This window comes from Pseudomonas sp. NY8896 (genome assembly GCF_039634505.1).
This window is the reverse complement of record NZ_CP132350.1, coordinates 635,604-647,416: the sequence shown is the minus strand read 5'-3', so window position 1 is coordinate 647,416 and position 11,813 is coordinate 635,604. Positions and strand designations below refer to the sequence as shown.

Annotated in this window: 8 protein-coding genes and 1 pseudogene; 2 read left to right on the top strand and 7 right to left on the bottom strand. The window is 62.1% G+C overall.

Annotation, left to right across the window (positions count from 1 at the left end):
* Window positions 1-40: 40 nt before the first annotated feature.
* Window positions 41-298, bottom strand: coding sequence for a hypothetical protein (locus Q9451_RS02885; protein ID WP_012274286.1), 258 nt, complete (start codon window positions 296-298; stop codon window positions 41-43).
* A 119-nt stretch (window positions 299-417) separates the two neighbouring features.
* On the opposite strand from Q9451_RS02885, the gene Q9451_RS02880 reads away from it, so the two are divergent.
* Entirely contained in the window at window positions 418-1,293 is an 876-nt protein-coding gene (locus tag Q9451_RS02880; protein ID WP_012274287.1) for a WYL domain-containing protein, read from the top strand.
* A gap of 98 nt (window positions 1,294-1,391) precedes the next feature.
* Here the strand turns inward: Q9451_RS02880 and Q9451_RS02875 are convergent, their stop codons facing one another.
* Entirely contained in the window at window positions 1,392-3,785 is a 2,394-nt protein-coding gene (locus Q9451_RS02875) for a TonB-dependent siderophore receptor (protein WP_012274288.1), read from the bottom strand.
* 119 nt (window positions 3,786-3,904) lie between these two features.
* A complete protein-coding gene (locus Q9451_RS02870) occupies window positions 3,905-5,449 on the bottom strand; it encodes an MFS transporter (protein ID WP_012274289.1) in 1,545 nt (514 codons plus the stop codon).
* Between the two features lie 126 nt (window positions 5,450-5,575).
* Here Q9451_RS02870 and Q9451_RS02865 point away from each other — a divergent pair, with 126 nt between their 5' ends.
* A complete protein-coding gene (locus tag Q9451_RS02865) occupies window positions 5,576-6,445 on the top strand; it encodes a LysR family transcriptional regulator (protein ID WP_012274290.1) in 870 nt (289 codons plus the stop codon).
* A gap of 7 nt (window positions 6,446-6,452) precedes the next feature.
* Here Q9451_RS02865 and Q9451_RS02860 read toward each other — a convergent pair.
* From Q9451_RS02860 to Q9451_RS02845, 4 genes and pseudogenes are all read right to left on the bottom strand, one after another.
* Window positions 6,453-7,064, bottom strand: a pseudogene (locus Q9451_RS02860) (PDDEXK nuclease domain-containing protein); the annotation flags it as partial.
* 110 nt (window positions 7,065-7,174) lie between these two features.
* The gene (locus Q9451_RS02855; protein WP_012274292.1) at window positions 7,175-8,566 is read right to left on the bottom strand and encodes an amino acid permease; all 1,392 of its coding nucleotides are present in this window, start codon (window positions 8,564-8,566) and stop codon (window positions 7,175-7,177) included.
* A 387-nt stretch (window positions 8,567-8,953) separates the two neighbouring features.
* A complete protein-coding gene (gudD, locus tag Q9451_RS02850) occupies window positions 8,954-10,309 on the bottom strand; it encodes a glucarate dehydratase (RefSeq protein ID WP_012274293.1) in 1,356 nt (451 codons plus the stop codon).
* Between the two features lie 19 nt (window positions 10,310-10,328).
* Entirely contained in the window at window positions 10,329-11,681 is a 1,353-nt protein-coding gene (locus Q9451_RS02845) for an MFS transporter (RefSeq protein WP_012274294.1), read from the bottom strand.
* Window positions 11,682-11,813: the final 132 nt, after the last annotated feature.

Sequence of the window (11,813 nt, the reverse complement as noted above, 5' to 3'; positions counted from 1 at the left end):
GCGCAAGGCAGCGGGCGCTTGGCGAGAGCGTTGCCAAGCACTAATCCACAACCGGCACCACCCCCTGCAACAACTCCACCTTGCGCCGCAACTGCCCCACATGTTCCCGCTCCGCCCGCAACGCCGCCCTCAGCTCGCGGTTCTCCATCTCCCAAATCTGCAACCAGCGCAAATCCTTCTGGCAGTGCTCCACCTTCTTGCCCAGCTCGCCCAGCCTCAACCCCTGCTGAATCAGCACCAGCAAGATGATCCCCATCGCCACCAAGGCACCCGTCGCAACCACTTCCGGCATCGTCATGCTCATGTCCTTTGCTACCTTCGGAGCGTTCCGAAGACGAACCAAAGATATGTAATGCAAAACTACACGTCTAGAATGTAGACTTATACAGGTAAAGTAATCGCGCACATGGAGAGGGTATGAAACGCAAGCAATCCATCGAGCAGGTACGCTGGGACCTGGCACTTCGCTATCGTTTGATCGAAACCGTTGCCTGGTGGGAAGGCCGGCTGACCACGGGCCACCTGATGCAGAGCTTTGGCATCAGCCGCCAGCAGGCGTCGAAGGACATCAATACCTACATCACCGAACATGCGCCCGAAAACTTGACGTATGACAAGCAGATCAAGGGCTATGTACCGAGCGAGCAGTTCGAGCCGCTGTTCATCGATAACAGCGCCAGCGCCTATCTGCACCTGCTCTACCAGAACAACGAACGGGCGCCGCACATCGACGGGTTGGCACTGGCCTACGCGCACACCCGTGTACTGGAGGTGCCTGACCGCCCCATTCGGCCAGAGGTGCTGCGCCCATTGCTCAAGGCTTGCCGTGAAGGCCTGCGCCTGGAAACCGAATACGTGTCCTTCAACACCCCCAACGTCGAGGTGCGCCTGATCGCCCCGCACACGCTGGTGTACACCGGCATGCGCTGGCACGTGCGGGCCTACTGCGAAAAGAACGGCCAATACCGCGACTTCGTCCTCAGCCGCCTGCGTGGGCAGCCAGACTTGCTCGACGCGTCGCCGAACACGCGTGAGCAGGATGAAGACTGGAATGTCGAGGTGCCGGTCATCTTCGCGCCTGATGGGCGGTTGAACACGGCGCAGCAGGCAATCATCGAAACCGACTTCGGCATGACCGATGGCCAATTGGTGGTGCCTAGCCGCAGGGCATTGGTGAAGTATGTGTTGCAGCGGTATCAAATCGACCACCGCAACATGGCGATACTGCCCGAGGCCCAGCAACTGGTGGTGAGCAACCTCCAGGAACTGCAACCGTGGTTGATGAAGTACTGACGCAGGGCGCTTGCTCTAGCTGCAACGCGTCATGTGTTGTTCTGTGGGAGCGGGCTTGCCCGCGAACACGGGCGAAGCCCGTGCCAGCCCGCCCCACCTCACCAGCTGTAACTCAACTTGGCCGTCACTTCGCGCCCCGGGTTGTAGTAGTTCGCCGTCCCCGACCCAACCACATGTTGCTCGTCGAACAGGTTGCTGACATTCAGCGCCAGGTCGGTCCCCTTGGCGATCTTGTAGTTCAGCGCCGCGTCGAACAGTGTTGTGCCGTCGCTCTTCTTGGTGTTGGCAGCATCCATGTAGTAGGCACCCACGTACCGCGCGCCCAGACCCACGCTCACATCCGTGCCCGGTACGTCGTAATAGCTCCACAGCGATGCGGTGTGCTTCGGTGCAGTGGCAAATTCATTGCCCTTGAGCGAGTCGCCGTTCCACAACGACCCGCGCAGCACCTCGGACTCCATGTAGGAGTAAGCACCGATCACGCTGATGTCTTGCGTGACTTGCGCCTTGGCTTCCAGATCCAGACCGCGCACGCGTGACTCGCCCACTGTCTGCTGCTCGATGATGCCGCTTGGCAGCACCACGGCAATGGTCACGTTCTCCTGGGTCAGGTCGTAAACGGCAGCCGAGAACAGTGCGTCCATGCCCAAGGGCGAATACTTCACGCCCACTTCATACTGCCTGCCCGTTTGCGGCGTAACGCCAACTTGCGGGGGTGATACGGACTCCACCATGCTCACATAGGTAGAGACTTCATCGTTGACGATATAGGTCAGTGCCGCGCGATAAGAGGTTTCGGAGAAGTTGTCCTTTTCCGTCTGCTCGCCACCGATGTACTCCTTGCTGGACAGGTCCATCGAGTCATTACGCACGCCTGCGGTGGCGATGACGCGGTCAAAGAACGACAGGTTCTGCTGCAGGAACACCGCCTTGGTGGTGGCATCATTCTTCTTGCGGGTATAGGGCGTGATGCCGCCTGGCACGCCGGTGAATACCGGGTTGGCGATGTCGATGGAAGGCGCCAAGCCGTAGACCGAACTCTGCTTGGTCGTCGAGTCGAGGTACTCCACGCCCACCAGGGTGCTGCTGTCGATATGCTCGAATTGGGCATCGTACTGCAGCATCAGGTTGCCATTGAGCTGATCGGCATCACTGTCGGTGCCGAAGATGTAGCGTGGAATCGTAGTGCCGACACGCGAGGTGCTGTCGCTCAGGTACGCGTAGCCAAAGTCATCGCTCAGCTCGCTGTAACGCAGGTTGCTGCGCAATACGAAGCCATTGTCGAAGTCGTGGGTGATGTTGCCGCTGAGGCTGGTGCGCTCCACATTGTGGAAGTTGTAGCTGGGCTCGCCATAGAAATCGCTGCGGTCGTATTCCTTGTCCAGCGGGTAGCCGCCACTGTTCGGCGAGCTATCGGTTTTCAGGTAGTCGAGCACCATGGTGGCCGAGGTGAAGTCGGTGGGCGCCCAGGTCAGGCCGCCCATCACGAACCGGTTGTCGTCCTGGGAGTGGTCGTACTCGCGGTCGCTGTTCTGCATCTTGGCCGTGAAGCGGCCGGCCAGGGTTTGTTCGTCGTTCAGGGCATCGCCTACATCGATACCGGTTTCGGCATGGTTGTAGGAGCCGTAGGTCACGTAGCCCTGGCCAAACTTCTCGAAGCGCGGTTGCTTGGTCACGAAGTTGACCGAGCCACCTGGGTCTGCCGGGCCGAACAGCGTGGAGTTGGCACCACGCAGAATTTCTATGCGCTCGTAGGCGTAAGGGTCTTCACGCACACCGCGCATCGAACTGAGGGTCAGGCCGTCACGGTAGGTGGTGGCCTGAAAGCCGCGGATCAGGAAGTAATCGTTGCGGTCGTCCGAACCGTAGTAGTCGCTGACCACGCCGGGGGTGTACTGCAGCGCCTCTTCGGTTGTGCTGACGCTGCGCTGCTGCATTTCCTTGTTGGTCACCACAGACACGGAGGCTGGCGTGTTGAGGATGCTGGTCGCCACCTTGCCGCCTACCCACAGCTCCTTGGCAACCACCGAGTTGCTGTCTTCGTCGGCGCTGGCTTTGACCTTGGCATTGATGATGACGGGCGCCAGGCGGTAGTCCTCGGTCGCCCCCAGCTCCAGCGGGCCGGCAGGCTTGGGCTGCGGTACCACCAGATAAGCACTGGGGCCTTGCTGCTGCGCCTGAAGCTCGGTCCCCTGCAACAACTGCGAGAGTGCCGCCGACATGCCCAGCGTACCTTGCACACCTGCCGTGTTGCGGTCGGCTATGCGCTGCGCGTCGAAGGACAGGCTAATGCCCGCCTGGCGTGCAAAGCGGTCAAGCGCCGGCGCCAGTGGGCCGCCAGGAATGTTCCATTGCTGCGCCTGGTTGCTGTGTTCAGCAGTTGCAGATTGCGCAAGGGCAGGCAGCGCACAGCTACTGACAACCAGGCCCAGGAAAGCACCGTGCACAGCACGACTCAATGGGTGGCGCTGTGGAACCGGGGTCGAACTCATTTTTCTCGCTCCGTAGAGGGGTCGGCGGGCTGGCCTGTATTCCGGCCTTCTCTACAAGCCGAACGAGAATGATAAAACACCTCATTTATTTTTAGATCGTTGCACGGACCCTGGCCGTTTCAAGGTCGCCCTTCGGCCATCAGCCCCTCCTGCATGGCAGGCAGTGGCCGGCTCAGCAACACGCCGACCAGCAGCGCAAACAGCAACGCCGCCACACCCGCGACCTGTAACACAGCCTCGAAACCGCCCATGAATGCCTGGCGGGCCAATGGCGCCACCGCCTCACGCAAGCCTGGCTCAAGCAGGGCCAGCGCCGCCTGCAAGTCGCCCGCTGCAACCCGCCTGGCCATCGCGGCAACCTGGCTCGATTGTGCGGGTGCCACAGTGGCCATGGCCTCCTGCAGCAACTGCCCGCTACGGGCAGCGAGCACACCCCCGAGCACACCAACGGCCAGCACGATCGCACCAAACCGCGTGGTGGTGCTCAGGCCCGAGGCCATACCGGTACGCTCACGCGGTACGCAGGCCATGATGTTTTTCTGCGTATCGCCATTGAGCAGCCCGGCGCCCGCCCCCAACACCACGCTGGCCAGGGCGAATGCCCCATAACCGCCGTGGCGCGTGGCCCAGGCACACAGCAAGTTGCCCGTGCCCACCAGCACCAGGCCCAGCGCAAACACCTGCGCCGGGCTGCAGTGGGCAGCCAGGCGCATGCCCAGGCGCGGCGTCAGCAGCATGGCAACGGCGAACGGCAACATACCCGCCCCCGCGGCCAGGGCCGACAGTTGCAGGCCGTTCTGCAAATACAGCGGCAGCAGGGTCATCATCACCTGGGCGCAGGCGGCGTAGGCAAACATGCCCAGCAGAGCCCCTACAAAACGCCCGCTACGCATCAGTTGCAAGTCGATCATCGGCCGCTGCTGGCTGCGCTCGACCATGATGAACAGGCTGAACAGAAAGGCGCTGATCACCAACCGGCCAAGGGTTTGCGCGCTGCCCCAGCCCACCTGGTTGGCATCGATCATCGCCCAGATCAGGTAGCCCAGGCTGCCGGCGAAGGTCAGGCTGCCCCAGGGGTCCAGGCGTGCCGCCGCACTGTCGCGAGACTCTTCGATACTGCGCATGACCATTACCGCCAGCAGTGCCACCAGCGGCAGGTTGATGTAGAAGATCCAGCGCCAGCCCAAGGTACTGGCAATCACCCCGCCCAGCAGCGGCGCGAAGGTGATGGTGGCGCCCATGCAGGCGCCCCAGAAGGCCCAGGCACGCATGCGTTCTTGTGGCTGATGGTACCGGTTGCCAATCGCCGCCAGGGCCGAGGTAAGCAGCAACGCAGCGCCTACCCCCTTGGCGGCTCTGGCCAGGTCGAGAAACAGCAGGCTGGGCGCCGCACCGCAGGCCAGCGAAGCCACGCCGAACAGCACCAGGCCGAGCAGCAGCATGCGCCGCCGGCCGAAGCGGTCGGCCAGGCTACCGGCGGGCAACAGGCAAGCGGCGAAGGCCAGCAGGTAGGCGCTGACTACCCATTCGATGTCGGCGAACGAGCCGGACAGGTCTCGCGCGATACTGGGCAGGCTGACCGCGACAATGTTGGTGTCGAGGATGATCAGGGCGCAGACCAGGGAAGCGGTAAGCAAGGTAAAGCGTGCTGAAGGGGCAGGCATGGCAGGCTCCAGAAGCAGGCTGGTCGTATCAGCGCCAGCCTTGTAGTGTTGACCCCACCATAACGCCGCCAACACCAAGCCTTGTTAGCCCCGGCGGCCTGCGTCATTACCCTGTAGGTAACACCCATGGAAATCCGCCATTTCCGCTACTTCCTCTGCGTCGCCCGCCACGGCCATTTCACCCGGGCCGCCGAGCAACTGGGCATCGCCCCGCCCACCCTCAGCCGGCAGATCCAGGACATGGAGCGCGAGCTGGGCGTGCGCCTGTTCGAGCGTAACCAGCGCGAGGTCAACCTTACCGCCGCCGGCCAGGCGCTGTTGATCGAGGCTGAACAGGCCGTGCGCCAGTTCGACGCCGCACAACTGGGCGCGCAGCGCGCCGCCCGTGGCGAAAGCGGGCGCATCGAGCTGGGCTACGTGGCCTCGGCCGCCTACTCGGGCATGCTTCAGCAGCAAGTCAGCCACTACAGCGAAACCTGCCCCGGCGTGCGCCTGAATATCCGCGAACTGCCCATGGCCGATCTGCCCGGCATGGTTCGCGATGGCCTGCTTGACCTGGCCTATGTGCGCTCGCCCATGGAGCTGCCGGAAGCACTCGAAGCCATTGCCTTGCGCCAGGAAGGCTTCGTGCTCGCCCTGCCGGCCAGCTCGCGCATCAATGAAGTGCCACAGATCCCGGCCGCGCGCCTGGCCAATGAAACCTTCATCCTGCCCGAGCAGATCTCCGGCACGCTGGAGGTGGCCGCGCAAGGTGGTTTCGTGCCACGGCTCGGCCCGCAACCTGGCAGCCTGGTGGCGGTGATTACCCTGGTGTCCCTTGGCCAAGGCATTGCCGTGGTCCCGGAATCGGTCGTGCAGCGCATTAGCTTGCCGCAGGTGAACTACCGGCAAATAGTCGACTGCCAGGCCAGCTCGTGGCTGAGCCTGATCCATCGACGCTTCGAAAAAGCGCCGGCAGTGATGCGGTATGTGCAAAGCGTGATGGGCGGCACTTGATGGCTGCTCAAGCGCTCGGATCGTCTGCAGTACCCAAGGCATAGAACTCATGCAGCTTGGCTTGCAGCAGTGCCTTGTCTGGCAAGCGCGTTTGATACTCGGCAATCAGCGCGGGGGACAAACTGCGATTGAGTGCGTACTCAACCACCTCGTCGTCTCTGCTGGCGCATAGCAACACGCCGATGGCCGGGTTTTCATGACGCTTACGCTCATTGCGGTCCAGTGCTTCGAGATAGAAATCCAGCTTGCCCAGGTACTCTGGCTCGAAGCGACCGACTTTCAGTTCGATCGCTACCAGGCAGTTGAGGCCACGGTAGAAGAACAGCAAGTCGAGTGCGAAGTCACGGCCGCCGACCTGAAGCGGGTATTGTGAGCCGACGAAGCAGAAATCCCGGCCCAGCTCGATCAGGAACTGTTTGAGCCGGTCCATCAATGCGCAATGCAGGTCTGATTCGGCATGCACACCAGGCAGACCAAGAAATTCGACCATGTAGGCATCCCGAAAAACGTCCATGGCCGCAGGATAGTTCTGCCTCAGCGCTGCCGAAACTTTTGCCGGGTTAGCAACGCAGCGCTCATACAGAGCAGCTTTAAGTTGACGCTCAAGCTCACGCCGCGTCTACGCCTGGCAAGCCCCACGCCGACCGCTCGTGCTGCCAAACAAGTGTTTCAAAAAACAAAGGGCACCCATCCACGAGTGCCCTTTGCCCTACCACCCGGTGAACTCAATCACCCCATCGACCGCGCCCCCACCGGTTGCGCATGGCCCCGCGAGGTCACGATCCCCAGGAAGGAAATCACGATCGCCAGGCCCAACGTGGAACTCACTTCCGCCCGGTGCTCAGGCGTGTACATCATCACCGCCAGCGCCCCGGCAATGAAGATGATCACCGCCCAGGTCAGGTACGGGAACAGCCACATGCGGAACTTCAGCTCGGTGTTTTCCCGCTCCAGGCGGCGGCGCATGCGCAGCTGCGAGATGGCGATGACCATGTACACCAGCAAGGCAATGGCGCCGGAGCTTGCCAGCAGGAACTCGAACACACCCTTCGGCGCGAAGTAGTTGAGCACAGCGATGGCCGCACCGATCAGCGTGCTGCCGAACACCGCGGCACGCGGTACACCGACCTTGGAGGTCTTGTTGAGGAAGGCCGGGGCGTCACCGCGCTTGGCCAGCGAGTACATCATCCGCGAAGCGATGTAGATCGACGAGTTCATGCAACTGGTCACGGCCACCAGCACCACCAGGTCGACCATGAACGCCGCGTTGGGGATGTTCATGATTTCCAGCGCACGCTGGTACGAACCCACCACCGCCAGCTGCGGGTCGTTCCACGGCACCACCGAGATGATCACGAAGATCGACAGGATGTAGAAGGTGCTGATACGCCAGATCACCGAGCGGGTGGCCTTGGCGATGTTGCGCGATGGGTCGCTGGACTCGGAGGCCGCGATGGTCACCGCCTCGGTGCCGATGAAGCTGAACATCACGGTAATGAACGCACCGACCACGGCCGACCAGCCCTTCGGCGCAAAGCCGCCGTACTCGGCCATCAACCCGCTCAGCCCGCTGACCTCACGGTTGGGCAGCCAACCCATCAGCGCGGCGAAACCCAGGCCGATGAAACCCAGAATGGCGGTGACCTTGAGGATGGCGAACCAGAACTCGAACTCGCCGTACTTGGCCACACTGAACAGGTTGGTACCGGCCAGCAACAGCACCGAAGCCAAGGCGAAGATCCAGCTGTCCACCTGCGGGAACCAGGCGTTCAGCACATGCCCGGCGGCCAGCGCTTCGATAGGGATGACCAGCACCCAGAACCACCAGTACAACCAGCCGATGGTGTACCCGGCCCAGCGGCCAATGGCCTGGTCGGCATAGGTGGAAAACGATCCGGTGTCAGGGTGTGCCACGGCCATTTCGCCGAGCATGCGCATGACCAGTACCACCAGGGTCCCGGCCACGAAATAGGAAATTATGGTTGCTGGCCCGGCTGCCGCGATGGCATGGCCGGAGCCTACGAAAAGTCCGGCGCCGATGATGCCGGCGATGGACAGCATCGTTACATGACGTGGCTTGAAACCTTGTGCAAGGTTGCCATCAGATCCCACGGTGTTCATTGATGTTGTTCTCTTTTTGCTGACACAAGGATGGACGGGCAGGCGTAGGCGAAAATATCTCCTTTGAATTCAATTAGTCGACAGCTTACTCGCGTTCTGTTGTTGATCTTTGGCACGCATCACAGAGCAGCTGTCAGTGCAGGACGGGCTTCATTTAAGCCCCGCATGGCTGTGGGTAATTACACGAGAACGCCCCGGAACTGTTCGATCACGACAGGGCGTTTCCATTAACGCCAGATGTCGCGAATGGCATGCCCGATCGCGTCACCGGGCCGTTTGGCGCTTTTGTTTTTCATTTGGATGTGTGTTGCCTGCACTGGCCCTATCGGTCAGATACAAAAAAGCCCCGGTTTCCCGAGGCCTTCCTTGCAAAGTCTTGAACCCGCCTTAACGCACCAGGCAAGGCCGCTTGTTATCGAAGCACCACCCCGGTATCAGGTACTGCATCGCCACGCTGTCATCCCGCGCGCCAAGGCCCATGTTGCGGTAGCACTCATGCGCCTTGGCCAGTTGGTCTTCATCCAACTCCACCCCCAGCCCTGGCCGCGCCGGCACCCGCACATGCCCGTCGACAATACGCAGCGGCTCGCGGGTCAGGCGTTGGCCGTCCTGCCAGATCCAATGGGTGTCGATGGCGGTGATCTCACCCGGCGCCGCAGCCGCCACCTGAGTGAACATCGCCAGCGAAATGTCGAAGTGGTTGTTGGAGTGGGAACCCCAGGTCAGCCCCCAGTCGTTGCACATCTGCGCCACCCGCACCGAACCCTGCAAAGTCCAGAAGTGCGGGTCGGCCAGCGGGATGTCTACCGACTGCAACTGGATGGCATGGCCCATCTGTCGCCAGTCGGTGGCGATCATGTTGGTGGCGGTGGGCAGACCAGTGGCGCGGCGGAACTCGGCCATCACTTCACGGCCCGAGTAACCGTTCTCGGCACCGCACGGGTCTTCGGCGTAGGCCAGCACGCCGTGCTTGTCGCGACACAGGGCAATGGCCTCTTGCAATGACCAGGCGCCGTTCGGGTCAAGAGTGATGCGCGCTTCGGGGAAGCGCTCGGCCAAGGCCGTTACCGCTTCCATCTCTTCTTCGCCGCGCAATACCCCGCCCTTGAGCTTGAAGTCGCTGAAGCCATAACGCGCCTTGGCGGCCTCGGCCAGACGTACCACCGTCTCTGTGGTCAGCGCCTTTTCGTGACGCAGGCGGAACCAGTCTTCATCGCTATCGGTTTCGTTGCGGTAAGCCAGGTCGGTCTGCTGACGGTCGCCGATATAGAATAGGTAACCGAGCATCTTCACTGCATCGCGTTGCTGCCCCTCGCCCAGCAGTGCCGCCATCGGCACGTTCAGATGCTGGCCGAGCAGGTCGAGCAGCGCCGACTCGATGGCGGTCACCGCGTGCACGGTGATGCGCAGGTCGAAGGTTTGCAGGCCACGGCCGGCCGAGTCGCGGTTGGCGAAGGTCTGGCGCATGGCATTGAGCACACGCTGGTAATGGCCGATTGGCTGGCCGACCACCAGGCTGCGGGCGTCCTCCAAGGTTTGGCGAATCTTCTCGCCGCCGGGCACTTCGCCAAGGCCGGTGTTGCCGGCGCTGTCGCGCAGCACCACCACGTTGCGGGTGAAGTACGGGCCATGGGCGCCACTGAGGTTGAGCAGCATGCTGTCATGGCCGGCGACGGGGATCACGCGCAGGTCGGTGACCACCGGGGTGCTGGTGTGAACGGCTGGGTTGGTCTGCATGTTCATGGTTGTTGTCTCGCAGTCATCAGTGGGTCTGGCCCAGGGCCGAAGGGGCCTTGAGGTCATCGGAAGGGGCGCCTTTGGGGCGCATGCGTACGAAGAAGATGGCGATGGCTGCAAGCACCGAGGTTACCGCCAGGCCGTACAGCCCACCCTGGATCGAGCCGGTTTGCTGCTCCAGCAGGCCAAAGGTGGTGGGGGCGACGAAGCCACCGAGGTTGCCGACCGAGTTGATCAGGGCAATGACCGCTGCCGCGATACGGGCATCCAGGTAGCCCTGGGGGATTGGCCAGAACAGCGACGACGCCGACTTGAAGCCAATCGCGGCGAAGCACACCGCGACGAAGGCGAACACCGGCCCACCGGTAGTGGACATGAACATGCCGATGGCGGCGACCAGCAGGGCTCCCGCCACCCAGGCCTGCTGGAATTTCCAGCGTGTGGAACCGGCGGCGAAGGCGTACATGGCCAGGATCGAGATCAGCCACGGGATCGAGTTGAAGAACCCGACCTGCATGTCACTCAGATCGCCCATGCGCTTGATGATGCTCGGCAGCCAGAACGTGGCGGCATAGATGGTCAACTGGATGCAGAAGTAGATCAGGCAGAACAGCACGATCTGGCGGTCCTTGAGCAGGCTCCAGGCCGACGGTTTGACAGCGCCAACGGCCTCGCGTGCTTGCTGCTCGCGGTCGATGGTGGCGACCAGTGCGTCCTGTTCGGCCTTGCTCAGCCACTTGGCATCTTGCGGCTTGGAGTCGAGCCAGAAGAACACGAAGAAGCACAGCACCACCGAGGCCATGCCTTCGATGAACAGCATCCACTGCCAGCCATGCAGGCCCAAGCCCTGAAGCTGCATCAGCGCCCCGGCCAGCGGCCCGGAAATCAACGAAGCCAGTGCCGAACCGCTGAGGAAGATGGCAATGGCCTTGCCGCGCTCGGCAGCCGGCAACCAACGGGTGAAGTAGTAGATCACCCCTGGGAAGAACCCCGCTTCGGCCACACCCAGTAGAAAGCGCAGCACATAGAACTGGGTTTCGTTCTGCACAAAGGCCATGGCCGTGGCCACCAGCCCCCAGGTGAACATGATGCGGGTCAGCCACAGGCGGGCACCGACCTTTTGCAGCAGCATGTTGGAGGGCACTTCGAACAGCGCGTAGCCGATGAAGAACAAGCCGGCGCCAAAGCCGAAGGCCGCAGCGCTGATGCCCAGGTCACTTTCCAGGTGCGGGCGGACAAAGCCGATGTTGACGCGGTCGAGGTAGTTGACGATGAACATGATGACGAACAGCGGCAGTACGTGGCGCTTGACCTTGGCCACGGCGCTGGCCAACGCGTCGCCGTCATGCCGGGCAGACGGAGCGAGGGTGTCGTTCACTTGCGGATCTCCCACTAATTGTTTTTGTGCGGGTCGAGGTTGTCTGACATGGCAGTGGGGGTGAGCATATGCGCCGCGCAGTTGTACGACAAGCTTACTAACGTCGGTAAATCCTCAAAATACAAGCCATCA

Excerpts from the sequence above, each read along its gene's own strand:
- Q9451_RS02865 (WP_012274290.1), top strand. The coding sequence starts at position 5,576 with ATGGAAATCCGCCATTTCCGCTACTTCCTCTGCGTCGCCCGCCACGGC.
- Q9451_RS02875 (WP_012274288.1), bottom strand. The coding sequence starts at position 3,785 with ATGAGTTCGACCCCGGTTCCACAGCGCCACCCATTGAGTCGTGCTGTG.
- Q9451_RS02870 (WP_012274289.1), bottom strand. The coding sequence starts at position 5,449 with ATGCCTGCCCCTTCAGCACGCTTTACCTTGCTTACCGCTTCCCTGGTC.
- gudD (WP_012274293.1), bottom strand. The coding sequence starts at position 10,309 with ATGAACATGCAGACCAACCCAGCCGTTCACACCAGCACCCCGGTGGTC.
- Q9451_RS02880 (WP_012274287.1), top strand. The coding sequence starts at position 418 with ATGAAACGCAAGCAATCCATCGAGCAGGTACGCTGGGACCTGGCACTT.
- Q9451_RS02885 (WP_012274286.1), bottom strand. The coding sequence starts at position 298 with ATGACGATGCCGGAAGTGGTTGCGACGGGTGCCTTGGTGGCGATGGGG.
- Q9451_RS02855 (WP_012274292.1), bottom strand. The coding sequence starts at position 8,566 with ATGAACACCGTGGGATCTGATGGCAACCTTGCACAAGGTTTCAAGCCA.